At 71.7% G+C, this 19,852-nt stretch carries 21 protein-coding genes and 1 tRNA gene; 9 read left to right on the plus strand and 13 right to left on the minus strand.

The genetic code is table 11. The annotated features are described in order from the left end of the window. The 5 genes from OG259_RS32520 to OG259_RS32540 are packed head-to-tail and all read right to left on the minus strand — an operon-like array spanning position 1 to position 2,734. Complete coding sequence (locus tag OG259_RS32520) at positions 1–327, minus strand: DUF202 domain-containing protein (RefSeq protein ID WP_328945497.1); 327 nt, start codon at positions 325–327, stop codon at positions 1–3. Next, positions 324–719 (minus strand): YidH family protein, encoded by a 396-nt coding sequence (locus tag OG259_RS32525; RefSeq protein WP_030315896.1) that lies wholly within the window; start codon positions 717–719, stop codon positions 324–326. Before OG259_RS32525 ends, OG259_RS32520 begins: the two co-directional genes overlap by 4 nt. A gap of 9 nt (positions 720–728) precedes the next feature. Beyond that, a complete protein-coding gene (locus tag OG259_RS32530) occupies positions 729–1,280 on the minus strand; it encodes an NUDIX hydrolase (protein ID WP_328945498.1) in 552 nt (183 codons plus the stop codon). A 39-nt stretch (positions 1,281–1,319) separates the two neighbouring features. Further along, positions 1,320–2,084, minus strand: coding sequence for a glucose 1-dehydrogenase (locus OG259_RS32535; RefSeq protein ID WP_328945499.1), 765 nt, complete (start codon positions 2,082–2,084; stop codon positions 1,320–1,322). A 20-nt stretch (positions 2,085–2,104) separates the two neighbouring features. Further along, positions 2,105–2,734: a TetR/AcrR family transcriptional regulator gene (locus OG259_RS32540; protein WP_328945500.1), complete on the minus strand. Its 630-nt coding sequence runs from the start codon at positions 2,732–2,734 to the stop codon at positions 2,105–2,107. Between the two features lie 105 nt (positions 2,735–2,839). Between OG259_RS32540 and OG259_RS32545 the strand changes: the two genes are divergently transcribed. Further along, positions 2,840–4,495 (plus strand): FAD-binding dehydrogenase, encoded by a 1,656-nt coding sequence (locus tag OG259_RS32545; protein ID WP_328945501.1) that lies wholly within the window; start codon positions 2,840–2,842, stop codon positions 4,493–4,495. Between the two features lie 112 nt (positions 4,496–4,607). Here OG259_RS32545 and OG259_RS32550 read toward each other — a convergent pair whose 3' ends face one another. Genes OG259_RS32550 through OG259_RS32560 form a run of 3 tightly spaced genes read right to left on the minus strand, consistent with a single transcriptional unit; the run spans position 4,608 to position 7,071 of the window. Beyond that, a complete protein-coding gene (locus OG259_RS32550; RefSeq protein WP_328945502.1) occupies positions 4,608–5,042 on the minus strand; it encodes an ASCH domain-containing protein in 435 nt (144 codons plus the stop codon). 55 nt (positions 5,043–5,097) lie between these two features. Next, positions 5,098–6,495: a GntT/GntP/DsdX family permease gene (locus OG259_RS32555; RefSeq protein ID WP_328945503.1), complete on the minus strand. Its 1,398-nt coding sequence runs from the start codon at positions 6,493–6,495 to the stop codon at positions 5,098–5,100. Between the two features lie 48 nt (positions 6,496–6,543). Beyond that, positions 6,544–7,071 carry a gluconokinase gene (locus tag OG259_RS32560; RefSeq protein WP_328945504.1) on the minus strand — a complete coding sequence of 176 codons (528 nt, stop codon included), beginning with the start codon at positions 7,069–7,071 and terminating at the stop codon, positions 6,544–6,546. Between the two features lie 147 nt (positions 7,072–7,218). Here OG259_RS32560 and OG259_RS32565 point away from each other — a divergent pair, with 147 nt between their 5' ends. The 4 genes from OG259_RS32565 to OG259_RS32580 all read left to right on the plus strand — a co-directional run bounded on the left by OG259_RS32565 (position 7,219) and on the right by OG259_RS32580 (position 11,440). Continuing rightward, positions 7,219–7,920, plus strand: coding sequence for a FadR/GntR family transcriptional regulator (locus tag OG259_RS32565; protein WP_328945505.1), 702 nt, complete (start codon positions 7,219–7,221; stop codon positions 7,918–7,920). Positions 7,921–8,146: 226 nt separating this feature from the next. Further along, positions 8,147–9,604, plus strand: a complete 1,458-nt coding sequence (locus OG259_RS32570) for an amino acid permease (protein WP_328945506.1) — start codon at positions 8,147–8,149, stop codon at positions 9,602–9,604. Between the two features lie 121 nt (positions 9,605–9,725). Continuing rightward, positions 9,726–10,811 carry an S-(hydroxymethyl)mycothiol dehydrogenase gene (locus tag OG259_RS32575; RefSeq protein WP_328945507.1) on the plus strand — a complete coding sequence of 362 codons (1,086 nt, stop codon included), beginning with the start codon at positions 9,726–9,728 and terminating at the stop codon, positions 10,809–10,811. Beyond that, on the plus strand, positions 10,811–11,440 hold the full coding sequence (locus tag OG259_RS32580) for an MBL fold metallo-hydrolase (RefSeq protein ID WP_328945508.1): 630 nt from the start codon (positions 10,811–10,813) through the stop codon (positions 11,438–11,440). The genes OG259_RS32575 and OG259_RS32580 overlap by 1 nt, the downstream gene beginning before the upstream one ends. Here the strand turns inward: OG259_RS32580 and OG259_RS32585 are convergent. Together OG259_RS32585 and OG259_RS32590 are read right to left on the minus strand one after the other, a co-directional pair. Continuing rightward, positions 11,424–12,350: a pseudouridine synthase gene (locus OG259_RS32585; RefSeq protein WP_328945509.1), complete on the minus strand. Its 927-nt coding sequence runs from the start codon at positions 12,348–12,350 to the stop codon at positions 11,424–11,426. The genes OG259_RS32580 and OG259_RS32585 overlap by 17 nt on opposite strands. Before the next feature lie 69 nt (positions 12,351–12,419). Next, positions 12,420–12,507: transfer RNA gene (locus OG259_RS32590), tRNA-Leu, on the minus strand. A 208-nt stretch (positions 12,508–12,715) separates the two neighbouring features. On the opposite strand from OG259_RS32590, the gene OG259_RS32595 reads away from it, so the two are divergent. The 3 genes from OG259_RS32595 to OG259_RS32605 all read left to right on the plus strand — a co-directional run bounded on the left by OG259_RS32595 (position 12,716) and on the right by OG259_RS32605 (position 15,390). Next, the gene (locus tag OG259_RS32595) at positions 12,716–14,041 is read left to right on the plus strand and encodes a M20/M25/M40 family metallo-hydrolase (RefSeq protein WP_266890028.1); all 1,326 of its coding nucleotides are present in this window, start codon (positions 12,716–12,718) and stop codon (positions 14,039–14,041) included. Between the two features lie 129 nt (positions 14,042–14,170). After that, positions 14,171–14,404 carry a chaplin ChpH gene (chpH, locus tag OG259_RS32600; RefSeq protein WP_030218232.1) on the plus strand — a complete coding sequence of 78 codons (234 nt, stop codon included), beginning with the start codon at positions 14,171–14,173 and terminating at the stop codon, positions 14,402–14,404. Between the two features lie 140 nt (positions 14,405–14,544). Further along, a complete protein-coding gene (locus OG259_RS32605) occupies positions 14,545–15,390 on the plus strand; it encodes a chaplin (RefSeq protein WP_328945510.1) in 846 nt (281 codons plus the stop codon). A 117-nt stretch (positions 15,391–15,507) separates the two neighbouring features. On the opposite strand, the gene OG259_RS32610 is transcribed toward OG259_RS32605, so the two are convergent. Continuing rightward, entirely contained in the window at positions 15,508–15,696 is a 189-nt protein-coding gene (locus OG259_RS32610; protein ID WP_015032473.1) for a DUF5703 family protein, read from the minus strand. Between the two features lie 47 nt (positions 15,697–15,743). Between OG259_RS32610 and OG259_RS32615 the strand changes: the two genes are divergently transcribed. After that, positions 15,744–16,442 carry a hypothetical protein gene (locus OG259_RS32615; protein WP_328945511.1) on the plus strand — a complete coding sequence of 233 codons (699 nt, stop codon included), beginning with the start codon at positions 15,744–15,746 and terminating at the stop codon, positions 16,440–16,442. A 71-nt stretch (positions 16,443–16,513) separates the two neighbouring features. Here the strand turns inward: OG259_RS32615 and OG259_RS32620 are convergent, their stop codons facing one another. After that, on the minus strand, positions 16,514–18,820 hold the full coding sequence (locus tag OG259_RS32620) for a helix-hairpin-helix domain-containing protein (RefSeq protein WP_328945512.1): 2,307 nt from the start codon (positions 18,818–18,820) through the stop codon (positions 16,514–16,516). Continuing rightward, positions 18,817–19,794, minus strand: coding sequence for an aldo/keto reductase (locus OG259_RS32625; protein WP_328945513.1), 978 nt, complete (start codon positions 19,792–19,794; stop codon positions 18,817–18,819). Before OG259_RS32625 ends, OG259_RS32620 begins: the two co-directional genes overlap by 4 nt. Positions 19,795–19,852: the final 58 nt, after the last annotated feature.

Below are 19,852 nucleotides of genomic sequence, written 5' to 3' on the forward strand. Positions count from 1 at the left end.
TCACCAGATCATCGCCGCCCCGAAGACGGCCAGCGCGATCGTGCAGAAGGCCGCGAGCAGCGCGCCCCGGTGGGAGAGGGGCTGCGGCCTGGCCGGGCTCAGGGAGCGGATCCGGCGGTGCGCGACGGCGAGGAAGCCGATCCACACGAGCGCCGACAGCGCGAGCCCGGTGAGCCTGACGGCGGTGATCTCGTCGCTCACGGCCAGTTTGACGGCGAGCACCGCCACCACCGTGCACGACAGGGTCGTCCGCCGCCACGCGAGCCGCGTCCGCTCCGGCTGGAGCCCGGGATCACGCGCGTCGATCCCGGAGGCGGCCTCGGTCACCGCCCCGCCCAGCCGAAGAGCACGACCACCACCATGGCGACGGCCACCACCGCCACCACCAGGCTCAGCACCGCGGGGAACCGGGATCCCGGCAGGTCCTCGCCGCGCCGCATCGCCCGCTCGCAGCGCACCCAGTGGTTCACCGCCCGCAGCGCGCACAGCACCCCGGCCGCGAGCAGCGCGAGCGCGAGCCCGACCCGGACTCCCCAGCGCAGGTCCGGCAGGAACTGGTCGACGGCGAAGCCCCCGCCGACCAGGGCGAGCGCGGTCCGGATCCAGGCGAGGAAGGTCCGCTCGTTGGCGAGGGAGAAACGGTAGTCGGGGGTCTCTCCCTCGTCGCGGATCCGCTGCGGTGCGAACCACAGCCGCAGGCTCTGTACGAAATCGCTCACATGCGCACCCTAGCGTTCGGGTGATCGGCCCGCCCGGTCCCCGTCGCCCGCGGCCCCGTCCGCCCGCAGCAGCTCGTACGCGGCGAGCCCGTCCGGCACCCACTCCCAGTCGCCGAGCCGCGCGGCCAGCTCCTCCTCGGTGAGGAAGGCATGCCAGGCGACCTCCTCCACCTGCGGGTTGACCGGCAGCTCGCACCGCACCTCGTAGACCGCCGACCACCACTTGCCGGCCACGCCCGCGGAGTCGTACAAGAACGTCATGACGGGCTCGGGCCGGGGCAGCCCCCGCACCCCGAGCTCCTCCTCGGCCTCGCGCAGGGCGGCCTCGTCGTAGGACTCGCCCGCGCCCACGACCCCGCCGACGAACATGTCGTACAGGGACGGGAAGACCAGTTTGGTCGGCGTCCTGCGGTGGACGAAGATCCGGCCCTCGGCGTCCCGGACCCGGATGAAGACGCAGCGGTGGATGAGGCCCCGCGCGTACACCTCACCGCGCGGGGCCTGCCCGATCACCCGGTCGTGCTCGTCGACGACATCGAGAATCTCTTCAGCGGAACTCATCCCGCCATCCAAGCAGGACCGGCCGACGGGGGAGCGGGCTCACTGCCCCATGACGTACTTGACCGTCGGCCCGGTGGTCCAGCCGCCGTCGACCGCCAGCTCGGCGCCCGTCACGTACGAGGCCGCGTCCGACAGCAGGAAGACGACCGCGCCGGCGATCTCGTCGGCCTCGCCGACCCGGCCCATCGGCGTGTTCGGGTACTTGCCCTCGCCGCGCTCGATGCCGACGGAGGCCGTCATCGGGGTGTACGTCATGCCCGGGTGGACGGAGTTGACGCGGATCCTCGACGTGCCGAGTTCCACCGCGCCGATCTTCGTCAGACCGCGCACGCCCCACTTGGAGGCGCCGTACCCGGCGGTCAGTGCCAGGCCCATCAGGCCCGCCGCCGAGGAGATGTTGACGATGGAGCCGCCGCCGGCCTCCCTCATCGCCGGTATCGCGGCCTTCATGCCGATGAAGACACCGGTCAGATTGATGTCGAGGACCTTGCGGAAGTGCTCGACGGACTCCGTCTCCAGGAAGGCGCCGGTGGAGATGCCCGCGTTGTTCACCAGGCCGTGCAGCCCGCCGAACTCCGCCACGGCGTACGCGACGGCCGCCGCCCACTCCTCCTCGGAGGTCACGTCGTGGTGGAAGTAGCGCGCCCGCTCGCCGAGCGCCTCGGCGGTCGCCCTGCCCTCCTCGTCGAGGACGTCGGTGACGACGACGTTCGCGCCGGCCGCCACCGCCTGCCGGGCCGCCTCGGCGCCGAGCCCGCGCGCGCCGCCGGTGATGAGGACGGTCCTGCCGGTGAGGTCGTTCATGAAAGGTCCCTTCGGGTTCTTCAGACGCTCCGGGGCTGTGCGGCCCGGAGAAGCGCGGTGGTCGTCTCGACCAGATCGGCGAGGAAGAGCGCCTCACCGGTGAGGGGTTCGGTGCCGTCGAGGTACTGCCGGGCCCGGTCCGCCATCGCCGCACCCACCACGGTCAGCGCCAGGTCGAGGCGCTCCAGGAGCAGGGGCTCGGGCAGCCCGTCGGCGGCCAGCCGGTCGGCGATCCGCTCGATCAGGCGCCAGTAACCGGTGCCGGCGAGCGTGGGATGGGGGGTGCGGGTGCGCACACCGCTCTCATGGCTGAGCTGAGCGGAGATCCGCAGGCAGCGGCGGCCCCGGTCGGTGCGCAGTTCGCTCGCCTCGGCCGTGACGAGGGCCGCGATCAGCGCGTGGAGCTCGTCGGGCGCGGCCGCGAGCAGCGGGGCGAGGACGTCCTCTGTACGGGCCTGGCGGCCGGCCATGACCGCGTCGAGCAACCCGGCGCGCGAGCCGAAGTGGTACTGCACGGCGGAGGGATTGGCCTGGCCGGCACGGGCCACGACATCCCGCAGCTGTGCGCCGTGGACGCCCTGGGCGGCGAAGAGTTCCTCGGCCGCGCGGATCAGTCTGTCCCGGGTCTCGGGCCCCGATGTCCTCGCCATGCATCCATATTAATGCCCAACATTAGAAAGTGGGAGGGGGTGCGGATCCAGGACGGCACGGCGAAAAGGTTGACTCGATACATCCGTGTATCCAAGATGCGGTCCATGTCCTACGACGCAGATGTGATCGTGATCGGGGCCGGTCTCGCCGGCCTCGTCGCCACCGCCGAGCTGGTCGACGCCGGCCGCACCGTGATCCTCCTCGACCAGGAACCCGAACAGTCCCTCGGCGGCCAGGCCCACTGGTCCTTCGGCGGACTCTTCCTCGTCGACTCCCCCGAACAGCGCAGGATGCGCGTCAAGGACAGCCACGCCCTCGCCCTCCAGGACTGGTACGGCACCGCCGGCTTCGACCGGACCGAGGACCACTGGCCGAAGAAGTGGGCCGAGGCGTACGTCGACTTCGCCGCCGGAGAGAAGCGCTCCTGGCTCCACGCGCGCGGGGTGCGGTTCTTTCCCGTCGTCGGCTGGGCCGAGCGCGGCGGCTACGACGCCAACGGCCACGGCAACTCCGTCCCCCGCTTCCACATCACCTGGGGTACGGGCCCCGGCCTCGTCGCCCCCTTCGAGCGGAAGGTCCGCGAGGGCGTCGCCCGCGGCCTCGTCCAGCTCCGCTTCCGCCACCGGGTCACCGCCCTCGGCCGCACCGCCGGAGCCGTCGACACCGTCACCGGCGAGATCCTGGAACCCTCCACCGCCGAGCGCGGCACCGCCAGCGGCCGCGAGGCCACCGGCACCTTCGAGCTGCGCGCCCAGGCCGTGATCGTCACCTCCGGCGGCATCGGCGGCAACCACGAGCTCGTCCGCGCCCAGTGGCCCGAGCGGCTCGGCACCCCGCCCGCCCGCATGCTCTCCGGAGTGCCCGCCCATGTCGACGGGCTGATGCTCGGCATCGCCGAGAAGGCCGGCGCCCACCACATCAACCGAGACCGGATGTGGCACTACACCGAGGGCATCGAGAACTGGAACCCCATCTGGGCCAAGCACGGCATCCGCATCCTCCCCGGCCCGTCCTCGCTCTGGCTGGACGCCACCGGCAAGCGGCTGCCCGTCCCGCTCTTCCCCGGCTTCGACACCCTCGGCACCCTCGAACACATCATGCGGACCGGCCACGACCACACCTGGTTCGTCCTCGACAAGCGGATCATCGGCAAGGAGTTCGCCCTCTCCGGCTCCGAACAGAACCCCGACCTCACCGGCAAGTCCGTCCGCGACGTGATCGGCCGCGCCCGCGCCGACGTGCCGGGCCCGGTCCAGGCGTTCATGGACAAGGGCGTCGACTTCGTCGTCGAGAACGACCTCTCCGCCCTCGTCCGCGGCATGAACCGGATCACCGGCGAGGACCTGATCGACGAGACCGCCCTGCGCCACGAGATCACCGCCCGCGACCGCGAGATCGCCAACCCCTTCACCAAGGACCTCCAGGTCACGGCGATCCGCGGCGCCCGCAAGTACCTCGGCGACAAGCTCATCCGCACGGCGCCCCCGCACCGCATCCTCGACCCCAAGGCGGGCCCGCTGATCGCCGTCCGCCTCAACATCCTCACCCGCAAGTCCCTCGGCGGCCTGGAGACCGACCTCGACTCCCGCGTCCTCACCGAAGGCGGCGAACCCCTGGAGGGCGTGTACGCGGCGGGCGAGGCGGCCGGCTTCGGCGGCGGAGGCGTCCACGGCTACCGCTCCCTCGAAGGCACCTTCCTCGGCGGCTGCATCTTCTCGGGCCGCGCGGCGGGCAGGGCGGCGGCCAGGGCGGTGAGCTGACGGACGTGGTGATCAGGACCGGCGGCGGTAGGAACACCCCGCCGGCCGCCACCACTCCTCGCACGGCGGACGGCGCGCCGGACAGCGGAGGGGGCCTCGGTCCGGCGCCCTCTCACCTGCCCCCCTGAATCGACTCCACCACCCTGAACCGCTCCACGACCACCAACGTCGAGTCGTCCACCACGAACCCGGGGGCGCCCAAGGCCTCCCGCATCTCCTCGCCGTGCCAGAAGCGCTCGTGCGCCTCGCGCCACTGCGCGACCGACAGGAAGCCCTCGCCCTCGTCGAGCGCGAGCCGCAGGTCCGCCGCGCCCAGGGGCAGGACCTCGACCTCCGTGATCTCCACGACCGCGACCTCGCGTCCGTCGGAGTCGATGAGCGCCGAGCGTTCGCCGACCTCCGGCAGCTCCTCGTTCTCGACCTGCCATTCGGCCAGCAGCCCCGTCGTGGCGACCTTCTCGCCGGACAGGACCGCCGCGACCAGCTGGTCCCGCAGGGGCCCGGGGAAGGCGAGGAGGAAGGGCTTGAGCGCGTGAGGGCCGGTCATGGCCGACAGTCTGTCAGCCACGACCGGCCCTCGGAGCCGTACGCGAGGAGCCGGGCTACAACACCAGCGACAGCAGCAGCACGAACCCGATCCCGACCACCGAGATGATCGTCTCCATCACCGACCAGGTCTTGATCGTCTGGCCGACGCTCATGCCGAAGTACTCCTTCACCAGCCAGAAGCCGGCGTCGTTGACATGGCTGAAGAAGAGCGAACCCGCACCGATCGCGAGGACGAGCAGCGCCGACTCACTCGTCGACATGCCCTCCGCCAGCGGAGCCACGAGCCCGGCGGCCGAGATCGTCGCCACCGTCGCGGAGCCCGTCGCCAGCCGGATCGCGACCGCGATCAGCCAGGCGAGCAGCAGGGCCGGGATGGACCAGTTCTCGGAGAAGTCCAGGATCATCTGGCCGACGCCGATGTCGATGAGGGTCTGCTTGAAGCCGCCGCCCGCGCCGACGATCAACAGGACGCCCGCGATCGGGGCGAGGGACTTCTCGACGGTCGAGGACAGCCGCTCCTTGGTGAAACCGGCCGCCCGGCCCAGGGTGAACATGCCGACTATGACGGCGGCGAGCAGCGCGATCAGCGGGGAGCCGATGACGTCGGTGACCTTCTGGACGCCGTTCTCCGGGTCGTCCACGACGATGTCGACGAGCGCCTTCACCAGCATGAGGACGACGGGCAGCATCACGGTCGCGACGGTGGCACCGAAGCCGGGACGCTTCTCCAGGTCCTCGGAGGGCCGGGCCGGAATCATGTTCTCGGGGGCCTGGATGTCCACCCAACGGGCGGCGTACCGGGAGAAGACCGGGCCGGCGATGATCACGGTCGGGATGGCGACGACGAGACCGAGGGCGAGGGTGACGCCCAGGTTGGCGCCGACCGCGTCGATGGCGACGAGCGGGCCGGGGTGCGGCGGGATGAGGCCGTGCATGACGGACAGTCCGGCGAGGGCCGGGATGCCGATCCGCATCAGGGAGTAGTTGCCGCGCTTGGCGACCATGAGGACGACCGGGATCAGCAGGACGATGCCGACCTCGAAGAAGAGCGGGAGACCGATCACCGAGGCGATCAGGACCATGGCCCAGGGCATGGCCCGGCCGCCGGCCTTCGCCAGGATCGTGTCGACGATCTGGTCGGCGCCGCCCGAGTCGGCGAGCAGCTTGCCCAGGATCGCGCCGAGGGCGATCAGGACGCCCACGCCGGCGACGGTGTTGCCGAGGCCGGTGGTGAAGGACTTGATGGTGTCCGCGAGCGGCGCACCGGCGAACGCGCCGAGCGCGAGCGACCCGATGGTCAGCGCCAGGAACGCGTGCAGCTTGAACTTGGTGATGAGCACGACGATGACGGCGATGCCGGCGAGTACGGCGATGCCGAGCTGGGCGTTGCCTGCCGAGGTGATCGGTTCGGCGGCGTCCGCTGCCAGGATCTCGACGCTGAGACTGGTCAAGGTGGAGTCCTTCGTACGAGCGGGGGGATCGGGGGACGGGGACTGAGATCAGCCGGCGAGGGCGCGCAGCGCGGCGGCGGCCCGGTCGGAGATCTCTTCGGGAGTGCCGGAGACGTCGACGGCGACGCCGGCCTCGTCCTCCTGCAGCGGCTGCAGGGTGGCGAACTGGGAGTCCAGGAGCGCCGTCGGCATGAAGTGGCCCTTGCGGGCCCCCATGCGCTGCTCGATGAGCTCCCGGTCACCGGTCAGATGGAGGAAGACCACACCGGGGGCCGCGGCGCGCAGCCGGTCCCGATAGCTGCGCTTCAGCGCGGAGCTGCTCACCACACCGCCGAGCCCGGCCCGGTCGTGCGCCCACGTGCCGATGGCGTCGAGCCAGGGTTCGCGGTCGCTGTCGTCCAGGGGGACGCCGGCCGACATCTTGGCCACGTTCGCCGCCGGGTGGAAGTCGTCGCCCTCGGCGTAGGGGAGGCCGAGGGCTTCGGCGACCAGCGGGCCGATCGTGGTCTTGCCGGTCCCGGCGACGCCCATCACGACGACGACTGCCCTCGTCCTGGGCTGGGGGGTGGTGCTCATGGGTGGTGCCTCGCTGTCTTCTTCGACATCGATCCGTCGCGCCCATGAAACCCATTGGGTACGACGTATTCAAGAGACTGTGACGTAAAAGTAGTACTTTTAATTCCCGATGTGATCACCCGCGCGAGCGCGCATAGGCTTGCCACCATGACGACACCGGCCCAGGGGCTTCACTCGCACGTCCTCGCCACCCTGGGTCTCGCGATCACCGCGGGGGAGTATCCGCCCGGCACCGTGCTGCGCACCGACGAGCTCGCCCAGCGCTTCGACGTCTCCCGGACCGTGATCCGCGAGGTCGTCCGGGTCCTGGAGTCCATGCACCTCGTCGAGTCCCGCCGCCGCGTCGGCGTGACCGTCCTCCCCACCGCCAGCTGGAACGTGTACGACCCCCAGGTCATCCGCTGGCGGCTGGCCGGCGCCGACCGCCCCCGCCAGCTCCGCTCGCTCACCGTGCTCCGCTCGGCCGTGGAACCCGTCGCCGCGGGCCTGGCCGCCGTGAACGCCACCCCCGAACAGTGCCGCGAGCTGACCGAGCAGGCCCTCGGCATGGTCGCCACCTCGCGCGGCCGGCGTCTTGAGGAGTACCTCGTCCACGACGTCGCCTTCCACCGGATCGTGCTCAACGCCTCCGGGAACGAGATGTTCGCCCGCCTCGGCGACGTCGTCGCGGAGGTCCTCACCGGCCGTACCCACCACCACGTGATGTTCGAGGACCCCGACCCGGCCGCCGTCACGCTCCACGTCCAGGTCGCCGAGGCCGTGCGGGAGCGGGACGCGGCCCGTGCCGAGGAGCTGACCCGCCAGATCGCGGTCGGCGCCCTTCAGGAGCTGGACGTCCTCGCTCCGTGAGGCGCGCCGTGGGGCACGAGGTGGAGCGCGCGGGGGAACACCCGCAAACCACTCCGTAAAGCGCCGGTAAAGCTCTGAACTAGCTCAAATATGGGCGTTCAGTGACATGCGCCACAGTCAGTTCCCGTCCCTTGCCGTGAGGATGTGCGCTGGCCGTGCCGGGGTGACCCCCCCCACCAGGCACGGCCGGGTACCGCACAGCCCCCTCACGAAGGCGAACAACTCCATGAGTGACCGCGTCATCGCGGCCGACCCGCTGTCCGCCGCCAAGGCGAACCCGGCCGCCCCCCACGTCGACGCCGGCGACGCCGGATACCGCAAGGACCTCAAGTCCCGCCACATCAACATGATCGCCATCGGTGGCGCGATCGGCACCGGCCTCTTCCTGGGCGCCGGTGGCCGGATGTCCCAGGCGGGCCCCTCCCTCTTCATCGCGTACGCGGTCTGCGGCGTCTTCGCCTTCTTCGTGGTGCGGGCCCTCGGCGAGCTGGTGCTCTACCGCCCCTCGTCCGGCGCCTTCGTCTCCTACGCCCGTGAGTTCATGGGTGAGAAGGGCGCCTACACGGCCGGCTGGCTGTACTTCCTCAACTGGTCGACCACCGCCGTCGCCGACATCACCGCGGCCGCCACGTACGCCCACTTCTGGTCGATGTTCAGCGACGTCCCGCAGTGGATTCTCGCCCTGATCGCCCTCGCGGTCGTCCTCGCCGCCAACCTCATCTCCGTGAAGTACTTCGGCGAGATGGAGTTCTGGTTCGCGATCATCAAGGTCGGCGCCCTCGTCGCCTTCATGCTGATCGGCATCTTCCTCGTCGTGACCTCGCACGACGTCGGCGGCAGCACCCCGGGCCTCGCCAACATCACCGACAACGGCGGCATCTTCCCCAACGGCATGATGCCGATGCTGCTGCTCATCCAGGGCGTCGTCTTCGCCTACGCCTCCGTCGAGCTCTGCGGCGTCGCCGCCGGCGAGACCGAGAACCCCGAGAAGATCATGCCGAAGGCGATCAACTCGATCATGTGGCGCGTCGGCCTCTTCTACGTCGGCTCTGTCGTCCTGCTCGCCCTGATCCTCCCGTACACCGCGTACTCCGGCGACCAGAGCCCCTTCGTCACCGTCTTCGACAAGCTGGGCATCCCCGGTGCCGCCGGCGTGATGAACCTCGTCGTCCTGACGGCCGCGCTCTCCAGCCTCAACTCGGGCCTCTACTCCACCGGCCGCATCCTGCGCTCCATGTCGCTCTCCGGCTCCGCCCCCAAGTTCACCGGCGTCATGAACAAGGGCGGCGTCCCCTACGGCGGCATCCTGCTCACCGCCGCCTTCGGCGTCATGGGTGTCGCGCTCAACTACGTGATGCCCGGCGAGGCCTTCGAGCTCGTCCTCAACTTCGCCTCCATCGGCATCATCGGCACCTGGGCCATGATCATGGTCTGCTCGCTCCTCTTCTGGCGCAACGCCCAGCAGGGCAAGCTGACCCGCCCCGGCTACAACCTCCCCTGGGCCCCGTACACCCAGATCGTGACCCTGGTCTTCCTCGGCTCCGTCCTCGTCCTCATGTGGATGGACGGCGGCATCAGCCGCACCACCGTCAACTGCCTGCCGCTCATCGCGGCGGCCCTCGTCGGCGGCTGGTTCCTCGTCCGCAAGCGGGTCCGTACGACCGCCGCGGCGCACCGCGACTGACCTCCCCCCACGGGAACGGCGAGTCCCCCGCAGGCACGGCCTGCGGGGGACTCGCCTTTTGTCAGGAGATAGTGGTACGCAAGAGCCTTACAAGATCCGGTCGGAGGAAGGGAAGTTCGCGATGCCGCAGCACGTCCAGGGGGTCATCGCCCCCGGCAGGAACGAACCCGTACGCGTCGAGACGATCGTGATCCCCGACCCCGGCCCCGGTGAGGCCGTCGTGAAGATCCAGGCCTGCGGCGTCTGCCACACCGATCTCCACTACAAGCAGGGCGCGATCAACGACGAGTTCCCCTTCCTCCTCGGCCACGAGGCCGCCGGAGTCGTCGAGTCGGTCGGCGAGGGCGTGACCGACGTCGAGCCCGGCGACTACGTGATCCTCAACTGGCGCGCGGTGTGCGGCCAGTGCCGCGCCTGCCGGCGCGGCCGCCCCTGGTACTGCTTCGACACCCACAACGCCAAGCAGAAGATGACCCTGCTCGACGGCACGGAGCTCTCCCCGGCCCTCGGCATCGGCGCCTTCGCCGAGAAGACCCTGGTCGCCGCCGGCCAGTGCACCAAGGTCGACCCCGCCGTCGCCCCCGAGGTCGCGGGCCTCCTCGGCTGCGGCGTGATGGCCGGCATCGGCGCCGCCATCAACACCGGAGAAGTCGGCCGCGGCGACACCGTCGCCGTCATCGGCTGCGGCGGCGTCGGCGACGCCGCGATCGTCGGCTCCCGCCTCGCCGGAGCCGCGAAGATCATCGCCGTGGACATCGACGACCGGAAGCTGGAGACGGCGAAGGCGATGGGCGCGACCCACACCGTCAACTCCCGCTCCACCGACCCCGTCGAGGCGATCCGCGAACTCACCGACGGCTTCGGCGCCGACGTCGTCATCGAGGCCGTCGGCCGCCCCGAGACCTACCAGCAGGCCTTCTACGCCCGCGACCTCGCCGGCACCGTCGTCCTCGTCGGCGTCCCCACCCCCGAGATGAAGCTCGAACTCCCGCTCCTCGACGTCTTCGGCCGCGGCGGCGCGCTCAAGTCCTCCTGGTACGGCGACTGCCTGCCCTCCCGCGACTTCCCGATGCTCGTCGACCTGCACCAGCAGGGCCGCATCGACCTCGCCGCCTTCGTCACCGAGACCATCGGCCTCGGCGAGGTCGAGAAGGCCTTCGCCCGCATGCACGAGGGCGACGTCCTCCGCTCGGTGGTGGTGTTCTGATGGCCGCCCGCATCGACCACGTCGTCACCTCCGGCACCTTCAGCCTCGACGGCGGCACCTGGGACGTCGACAACAACGTCTGGATCGTCGGCGACGACACGGAGGCGATCGTCATCGACGCCGCCCACGACGCCGACGCCATCCTCGCCGCCCTCGACGGCCGCGCCCTGCGCGCCATCGTCTGCACCCACGCCCACAACGACCACATCGACGCGGCCCCGGCGCTCGCGGCCGCCACCGGCGCCCGCATCCTGCTCCACTCCGCCGACCAGCCGCTGTGGAAGCAGACCCACCCCGACCACAGCCCCGACGGCGAACTCGCCGACGGTCAGGTCCTCACCATCGCCGGCACGGACCTCACGGTCCTCCACACCCCGGGCCACGCCCCCGGCGGCGTCTGCCTGTACTCCGCGGACCTGGGCACGGTCTTCACCGGGGACACCCTCTTCCAGGGCGGCCCCGGCGCCACCGGCCGGTCCTTCTCGGACTTCCCGACGATCGTCGACTCGATCCGCGAGAAGCTCCTCACCCTGCCGCCGGAGACGGTGGTACGCACCGGCCACGGCGACAGCACCACGATCGGCGCCGAGGCCCCGCACCTCCAGGAGTGGATCAACCGAGGCCACTGAGAGCCAGCCGGCTCTCGAAACGCCTCTCCGCACCCGTGAACGGGTCGGTGAACTCCAGCGTCCGCGCCAGCAGTTGCAGCGGACGCCCGAAGTCCTCCGACCCGTCCTCACGGACCACCGGATAGATCGGATCGTGCAGGATCGGCAGCCCCAGCGCGTTCATGTGCACCCGCAGCTGATGCGTCCGCCCGGTCTCCGGCACCAGCCGGTACCGCCCGAGCCCGCCCCGCCGCTCCACGAGCGAGATCCGGCTCTCGCTGTTCGGCTCGCCCGGCACCTCCCGGGCGGCCATCACCCCGCGCTCCTTCTCGATCCGGCTCCGCACCGTCACCGGCAGCTCCACCCCGGAGTCGTACGGTGCCACCGCCTCGTACTCCTTGCCGACCAGGCGGTCCCGGAACAGCGTCTGGTACGCCCCCCGGTCCTCCGGCCGTACGACGCAGAGCACCAGCCCCGCCGTCAGCCGGTCCAGCCGGTGCGCGGGCTGGAGGTGCGGAAGCCCCAGCTCCCGCCGGAGCCGCGCGAGCGCCGTCTCCGTGACATGACGCCCCCGGGGCATCGTGGCGAGGAAGTGCGGCTTGTCCGCGACGACGATCCGTTCGTCCCGGTGCACCACCCCGATCGGGAACGGCACCGGCTCCTCCACGGGAAAGTCCCGGTGGAACCAGAGGTACCGGCCCACGGTGTACGGATCGTCCCCGGCCACCGGCCCGTCGACCCCGACGAACCGGCCCTCGCCGAGCATCTCCTCGACCCGCCCGACCCCGACGGCCGCCCCGTACCGCTCCAGCAGATGCTCCCGTACGGTCCCCCAGACCCCGCCCGGGTCCTCCGGCAGCCGCAGCCGCACGGGATCGACCCCGTCCCGCTGCGGCAACGGCGCGACCGGCGCCTTCGCTCTCCGTCTCACGGCTCCGCCTCATGACTGCACGTACTCATGCCGAAAGTCCCGGTCGATGAGATCGACCGGGACTTCGTGTGGTGTCCGAGGGGGGACTTGAACCCCCACGCCCGATAAAGGGCACTAGCACCTCAAGCTAGCGCGTCTGCCATTCCGCCACCCGGACAAGGTGTCTGTCTTCCGTGCCGCTGGGCCCTTCCGACGAGGAAAACCATAGCAAACATTCGGGGTGGCCGATCACCACCCCCGGTCGCCCTCGTCGTGTGACAGCCGCATGTCGGCCGAGGGCCGCCCTTGGGTAGGGAGGGGGGCACGCGGGAGGATGGGACGAGCACCGAAGCAATCACGTGGGGCACGTAGTGGGAGGAAGCAGCGTGAGCGAGTCGAACACCGGCCGAAGCGTCACCGCCGAGAACGAGGTAGTGGACCTCTGTCGCGACCTCATCCGCATCGACACCAGCAACTACGGCGACCACTCCGGCCCGGGCGAGCGGGCGGCGGCGGAGTACATCGCCGAGAAGCTCGCGGAGGTCGGACTCGAGCCGAAGATCATCGAGTCGCACCAGGGGCGGGCCTCCACCGTCGCCCGCATCGAGGGTGAGGACCCGTCGCGGCCCGCCCTGCTCATCCACGGGCACACCGACGTCGTCCCGGCCAACGCCGAGGACTGGACCCACCACCCCTTCTCCGGGGAGATCGCCGACGGCTGCGTCTGGGGCCGCGGCGCCGTCGACATGAAGGACATGGACGCGATGACCCTCGCGGTCGTACGGGACCGGCTGCGCAGCGGCCGCAAGCCCCCGCGCGACATCGTCCTCGCCTTCCTCGCCGACGAGGAGGCCGGCGGCACCTACGGCGCCCGGCACCTGGTCGACAAGCACCGGGACCTGTTCGACGGGGTCAACGAGGCCATCGGCGAGGTCGGCGGCTTCTCCTTCACCGTCAACGAGAACCTGCGGCTCTACCTGGTCGAGACCGCCCAGAAGGGCATGCACTGGATGCGCCTGACCGTCGAGGGCACGGCCGGCCACGGCTCGATGACCAACGACGACAACGCCATCACCGAGCTCTGCGAGGCCGTCGGCCGGCTCGGCCGCCACCAGTGGCCGGTACGGGTCACCAAGACCGTCCGTTCCTTCCTGGACGAGCTCTCCGACGCGCTCGGCACCCCCCTCGACCCCGAGGACATGGACGGCACCCTCGCCAAGCTCGGCGGCATCGCCAAGATGGTCGGAGCCACCCTGCGGAACTCGGCCGCCCCGACCATGCTCGGCGCCGGCTACAAGGTGAACGTGATCCCCGGCCAGGCCACCGCGCACGTCGACGGCCGCTTCCTGCCCGGGTACGAGCAGGAGTTCCTCGCCGACCTCGACCGGATCCTCGGGCCGAACGTGAAGCGCGAGGACGTGCACGGCGACAAGGCCCTGGAGACCAGCTTCGACGGCGCCCTGGTCGACGCCATGCAGCTGGCGCTGCGCGCCGAGGACCCGATCGCCCGCGCCGTGCCGTACATGCTCTCCGGCGGTACCGACGCGAAGTCCTTCGACGACCTCGGCATCCGCTGCTTCGGCTTCGCCCCGCTGCAGCTGCCGCCGGAGCTCGACTTCGCTGGCATGTTCCACGGCGTGGACGAGCGGGTTCCGGTGGACGGCCTGAAGTTCGGCGCCCGCGTCCTGGACCGTTTCATCGACGCCTGCTGAAATTCGTCCGCGCGTTTGCATGTGCCCGGAAAGAGTGAATGAACTCGGGGGCTCGTAGCCCCCTCCATTCCCCCTCGTTACAGGTGGTGCGGTCCGCGGCTGGGGCCGCATTGCCAACTAGGAGGAATAATGATCAAGAAGGTCGTCGCTGCTGCGGCTGCCACTGGCGGTCTCGTTCTCGCGGGTGCGGGCATGGCCGTTGCCGACGCGGGTGCCCAGGGTGCCGCCATCGGTTCCCCCGGTGTCCTCTCGGGCAACGTCGTCCAGGTGCCGGTTCACGTCCCGGTGAACCTGTGCGGCAACACGGTCTCCGTGATCGGCCTGCTGAACCCCGCCTTCGGCAACACCTGCGTCAACGCCTGACGTTGTGCCTCGCCCCGTGAGGGTGTGAGCCGGTCCGGCCCCGGAGTGCGTGCCATGCACTCCGGGGCCGGTGGCCATTTCCGCCCCGGGTGTTCCGCCCGGTGGCACTCTTTGGAAGCCGAGCAGGCAGGGAACAAGCTATGCGACAGGTCACGCGCAAGGGTCTGGTCACCTTTGCGGCAGCCGGAGGCGTTTTCGCCGCTGTGGGCGGCGGTTATGCGCACGCCGATTCCGGTGCGAACGGTGCGGCCACGAATTCCCCGGGCGTCGCGTCCGGAAATTCCGTCCAGGTCCCGGTGCACGTACCGGTGAACGCCTGCGGAAACACCGTCAACGTCGTCGGACTGCTCAATCCGGCGATGGGCAACAAGTGCGCCAACACCTCCAAGCCGGGCAAGCCGGGCGGCGGCTCCTCCGCCGGTGGGCACACCGGCAACTCTCCCGGGGTCGGCTCGGGCAACACCGTCCAGGTGCCGATCGACGCCCCGGTCAACGTGTGCGGCAACAGCGTCACGGGCATCGGCCTGGGCAACGCCGCCGCGGGCAACAGCTGCGGCAGCGGCATCGAGCCGACGCATCCGGGGAACCCGGGCAACCCCGGGAATCCGGGCAACCCTGGGAATCCGGGCAATCCCGGTAACCCTGGGAATCCTGGTAACCCCGGCAATCCGGGAAACCCGGGCAACCCCGGTAACCCTGGGAATCCGGGCAACCCCGGCACTCCTGGGAACCCCGGCACGCCCACGACCCCGGGTACGCCCGGCACCCCCGGTACGCCCGGCACCCCCGGTAACCCGGGCACTCCCGGCACCCCCGGCGACGAGGGCGGGCCGAACACCCCGGGCGAGCACAGCGTCACTCCGCCCCGTGCCGTCGAGGAGCTCGCCGAGACCGGTTCCGGTCCGCTCGGCGTGATCGTCCCCGCCGGCGCCGGTCTGCTGCTCGCCGGCTCGCTGATCTACCGCCGCGCCCGCAGCGCCGCCTGACCCGTCGCGCCTGCCGAGGCGCACGACGGGCGGTCGAGGCACACCCCGTACGACCGAACCCGTACGACGCACCACGCACAGGGGCCCCGCAGACCGCGGGGCCCCTTCTCGTCGCTCCTACCAGGTCGCCCGGACCTGGCGGATGATCCGCCGCTTCAACCGCACTCTGCGGCTCCCGTCCCGGTGCAGGCTCAGACGGTCCAACTCCCAGTGTCCGTACTCGGCATGGTCGGTCAGCAGCCGCGTCGCCTCCTTGCGGGAGACACCGCGCGGCACGTACACGTCGACAAATTCGTATTCCGGCATCGCATCTATTGTGCGGGCACCGGCCCGCTACGGATAGCGTGCGTCCCATGTCTGATGCTGCGCAGCCCACCGCTGCCGAGGTACGTGCCGCCGCCGAGGCGGTCAAAGCCGCACTGGACCGTCACCTCGCGGCGGTCGAACGCCGCACGGGGGACGACGACACGGCCGTCTACGAAGCCTTCAACGCCCTTGCCGCGGCGGCCGAGGAGTACGACGAGATCCTCTACGACCGCTACGACGAGGTCACTCCCTTCGAGATCCCCGGAGCGGACGGCGCGCTGCCGCCGTACGCCGGACCTGACGAACCCCATGCCCTCAGCCTGCTGATCCGTCGCGACTACGCCGTGGCGGAACCGCAACGTCTGCTCGCCCAGGCCCGCCGCGTCGCCGAGATCGACGGCGAGGCGGACACCACCGGCCCCGCCGCCAGGGCCGGGGTCTCGCCGCTCGCCGCGCTCGGGGTGCTCTTCGGCGAGTACGAACCGGACGAGATCGCCTCCCGGCACAAGGAGTTCGGCCTGGAGGAGGGCGACTCCACGCTCTGGGTCACCGCGTCCGAGGAGCTTCCGGAACCGGGGGAGTGGCTCAACACCCCCTTCGAGCACGCCGATCCGGAGCGGATCATCTGCCGCTTCGACGTGAGCTCCGTCTTCGACGAGGACGAGGACGAAGACGGTGACGGTGACGGCGACGGCGACGGCGACGACGTTCACGAGGAGGAAGGGGCCGGCGGCTCCGACTCCTGAGGGGGAGACGGCGGAGGGCCGGGACACCACGATCGGTGTCCCGGCCCTCCGCCGTTCCGCTCTCCGGGCCCCTACTCCTCGGGCACGGCGAGCAGCGCTTCCAGCAGCGGCCGCAGCCGTGTCGTGCGCTCCGGAGCCACGCCCTCGGCCACCGCGCGGGCCAATGCCTGGTCCACGCCGTGCACGACCGACAGATGGCGCTCCGCCCGGCCGAAGGCCGTGTACACCCACGGCCTGCTCAGACCGCCGGCGGCGTCCCCCGGCAGCACCACGACCACCGCGGGCCAGCGGGCCCCGGCCGCCTGGTGCGCGGTGAGCGCCCAGCCGTGCCGCAGCGCCGACTCCACCCGCTCCTTGGGTACGAGGAGTTCCTCGTCCCCGCACCGCAGCCGCAGCCCCTCGGCGTCGGCCGACAGGACCGTGCCCGTCACCGTCCGCCCCGGCACGGGCGCGTACGCCACCCGGTCCCCGGGGTCGTAGCCGCCGAACCGGCCGGGGCCGGGGTTCAGCCGCTGCTTGAGGGCCGCGTTCAGCGCACGCGTGCCGGCCGAACCGCCGTGGCCGACCGTGACGACCTGTGTCTGCTCGGACGGCACGCCGATCGCCCGCGGCACCGAGTCGGCCACCAGCTGGACCGTACGGTGCACGGCCTCGCCGGCGTCCCGCACCGGGACGATCACGATCTCCTTGCCGGGGGCCTCGACCTGGTTCAGCTCCCCGGCGCCGATGCCCGAGACCAGCTCGCCGAGCGGCCCCGGGTCGGGCACCCGCGAGGCGATCCGCGGGCACACCCTGGCCGCCAGGGCATCGGCGAAGACCTGGCCCGCACCGGGCGCGCCCAGCACCGCCGGGTCGCCGCTCAGCACCAGACGGCAGCCGTCGGGCAGCGACTCCACGAGCACCGCGGCCGTCTCCACGTCCAGCTGCGGCGCGTCGAGCACCACCAGGACGTCCAGGGCGAACGCGCCCTCCTCGTCGCGGCCGGGCCCGGCCGACCCGGAGAGCAGCGCGGCGACCGTCACCGCGTCCGCCCCCGCGGGGCCCAGCGCGTGCCGCCCACCGTCCGCGTGGACGGCGACCAGGGCGCGCAGCCCGCGCGCGCGGGCCGCGGTGGCCAGTGCCACCGGCTCGACGCGGGAGGCTTCGCCGCCCGTGTGCAGGACCAGTCCGTGCGCACCGGCGGCGCGTTCGAGCTCGGAACCCTCCCAGGTGTCCGCCGTCGCCGTCTTGACCAGCCGTGCGAGGCCGTCCGCGAGGCTCTCCTCCGCCATCGCGTAGCGGTCGAGTCCGAGCAGCACGGGCGAGGCGGGCTCCTCGGCGACCGCCTCTGCGGCCTCCGTCGGCTCCTCGTCCCCTTCGGGCTCCTCCTCGGCCTCCTCCTCCTGGAAGACGAGGACGGCGCCCGCGGACACGGCCTCGTCGACCGCCGACTCCGGATCGGGCACCGCGTGCCCGGCGAGTCCGGCGCGTACGGTCCCGATCTCCAGTGCCGTGTGTCCCTGGAGCGCGGCCCGCTCCAGGAGCCACACCGTCAGGGCGACCGTCCGGCGCGGGTCGTCGGGGCCGCACGCGGCGCCGAGCGACGCCCGCGCGAAGCCGTCGGCCTGCTCAGGGCGCACCCCCGGTACCGCGAGCAGCTGCCAGGGGTCGTCGAGCAGAGCCTGGGCCGCGCCCTCGCCGAGCGCGGCGGCGACCTGCCCCGCCAGCGTCTCGGGAGCGCCGCCCTTGGCCAGGACCTCCCGCACGGCGGCGGTGGTGCCGGGCGCCGGTACGGGCGCCTGCGCCGGTACGGCGGGCCGCACGGTCACGGCTTGGGCCGTCTCGGGGGCGGGGCGCCGGGGTGCGGGCTCGGGGGCCTCGTAGAACGTGCTGCCCGAGGACGCGCCGCCCTCCACGGCCCGGACGGCCGCGAGCAGGTCGGCCGCCGTGCCGCTCAGCTTGGCGCCGCTCGCCAGGGGCCCTTCCTTCTCGGCCTTCCGCGCCTCGATCCTGGCCCGCAGCTCCCGCTGCGCGGCGAGTTCGGCCTGCGCGTCGCTCAACTCGGGCGTGTCGGAGCCCTTGGCGTCGGCCTCGCCCGCCGTGCCCGACTCCTCGTCGGCGTCGGCGTCGGCAGAATCGGCCGGGGCGGACTCCTCGGGCTCCTCGGGCTTCTCGGCGGCCTCGGGCCCCTGAGGCGGCTCGGCCGTGCCGGACTCCTCCGACGCCTCGGCCGCGTCGGGCTCCTGAGCCGTCGCCGGCTCCTCGGCCGGCGCGGACTCCTCGGCCGTCCCCGGCCCCTCGGGCTCGGCGGCTCCCTCCCGTACGTCCTCCTGGACGTCCTCGGTGGGTTCCACGTCCTCGGGTGCCTCGGGCGCGGTCTCCCCGGAAGGCTCGGTCACAAGGTGCTCCAGTCGTGATCCGGATAGCGGTGCACGGGCGCCGACACATCGTTCAGCGCCCGACAGATCTCGTCAGGAAGACTAAGGGTCTCCACCGACAACGCGGCCGTGAGCTGCCGCGCCGTGCGCGCGCCGACGATCGGGGCGGTCACCCCGGGCCGGTCGCGGACCCAGGCGAGCGCCACGTGCAGCGGGGTCGTCGCCAGCCCGTCGGCCGCCGTCGCGACCGCGTCCACGATCCGGCTCGCCGCCTCGTCCAGGTACGGCTCCACGAACGGCGCCATGGTCTCGGACGCGCCCCGGGAGTCGGACGGGGTCCCGCTGCGGTACTTGCCCGTCAGGACCCCGCGCCCGAGCGGCGAGGACGGCAGCAGGCCTATCCCGAGGTCCTGCGCGGCCGGCAGCACCTCGCGCTCCACGCCCCGCTGGAGCAGCGAGTACTCGAGCTGCGCCCCCGCGAGCCGGGTCCGGTCGCCGCCGAGCTGCCAGGTGCCGGCCTTGGCGAGCTGCCAGCCGCAGAAGTTCGCCACGCCCGCGTACCGGGCGCGCCCGCTGCGTACGGCGATGTCCAGCGCCTGGAGGGACTCCTCAAGGGGCGTGTACGGGTCGAAGGCGTGCAGCTGCCACAGGTCCACGTGATCCGTGCCGAGCCGGGCGAGGGAGGCGTCGAGCGCGGCGAGCAGATGCCCGCGCGAGCCGTCCGTGCGCCGGTCGGGGTCCGGGACACTGCCCGCCTTGGTCGACAGGACGAGGTCCTGCCGGGACACGAGCCGCTCCATGAGGCGCCCGAGCAGATACTCCGCCTCGCCCCCGCCGTACACGTCGGCGGTGTCCACGAGCGTGCCGCCCGCGTCCCAGAACGCCTTCAACTGCTCGGCGGCGTCGTGCTCGTCGGTGTCCCGGCCCCAGGTGAGGGTGCCGAGTCCGATGCGCGACACACGCAGGCCGGTACGTCCGAGATGCCTCTGCTCCATGGGCGCGAGATTACTGGCCAAGGCACCACGCGGAGAGAGCCTGTGGACAACCGCGTCC

The sequence above is a fragment of the Streptomyces sp. NBC_00250 genome (assembly GCF_036192275.1).
Taxonomy (GTDB): Bacteria; Actinomycetota; Actinomycetes; order Streptomycetales; family Streptomycetaceae; genus Streptomyces.

Coding starts and splice junctions, on each gene's coding strand:
- OG259_RS32530 (WP_328945498.1), bottom strand. CDS start 1,280: ATGAGTTCCGCTGAAGAGATTCTCGATGTCGTCGACGAGCACGACCGG.
- OG259_RS32535 (WP_328945499.1), bottom strand. CDS start 2,084: ATGAACGACCTCACCGGCAGGACCGTCCTCATCACCGGCGGCGCGCGC.
- OG259_RS32540 (WP_328945500.1), bottom strand. CDS start 2,734: ATGGCGAGGACATCGGGGCCCGAGACCCGGGACAGACTGATCCGCGCG.
- OG259_RS32545 (WP_328945501.1), top strand. CDS start 2,840: ATGTCCTACGACGCAGATGTGATCGTGATCGGGGCCGGTCTCGCCGGC.
- OG259_RS32550 (WP_328945502.1), bottom strand. CDS start 5,042: ATGACCGGCCCTCACGCGCTCAAGCCCTTCCTCCTCGCCTTCCCCGGG.
- OG259_RS32560 (WP_328945504.1), bottom strand. CDS start 7,071: ATGAGCACCACCCCCCAGCCCAGGACGAGGGCAGTCGTCGTCGTGATG.
- OG259_RS32565 (WP_328945505.1), top strand. CDS start 7,219: ATGACGACACCGGCCCAGGGGCTTCACTCGCACGTCCTCGCCACCCTG.
- OG259_RS32570 (WP_328945506.1), top strand. CDS start 8,147: ATGAGTGACCGCGTCATCGCGGCCGACCCGCTGTCCGCCGCCAAGGCG.
- OG259_RS32575 (WP_328945507.1), top strand. CDS start 9,726: ATGCCGCAGCACGTCCAGGGGGTCATCGCCCCCGGCAGGAACGAACCC.
- OG259_RS32580 (WP_328945508.1), top strand. CDS start 10,811: ATGGCCGCCCGCATCGACCACGTCGTCACCTCCGGCACCTTCAGCCTC.
- chpH (WP_030218232.1), top strand. CDS start 14,171: ATGATCAAGAAGGTCGTCGCTGCTGCGGCTGCCACTGGCGGTCTCGTT.
- OG259_RS32605 (WP_328945510.1), top strand. CDS start 14,545: ATGCGACAGGTCACGCGCAAGGGTCTGGTCACCTTTGCGGCAGCCGGA.
- OG259_RS32610 (WP_015032473.1), bottom strand. CDS start 15,696: ATGCCGGAATACGAATTTGTCGACGTGTACGTGCCGCGCGGTGTCTCC.
- OG259_RS32615 (WP_328945511.1), top strand. CDS start 15,744: ATGTCTGATGCTGCGCAGCCCACCGCTGCCGAGGTACGTGCCGCCGCC.
- OG259_RS32625 (WP_328945513.1), bottom strand. CDS start 19,794: ATGGAGCAGAGGCATCTCGGACGTACCGGCCTGCGTGTGTCGCGCATC.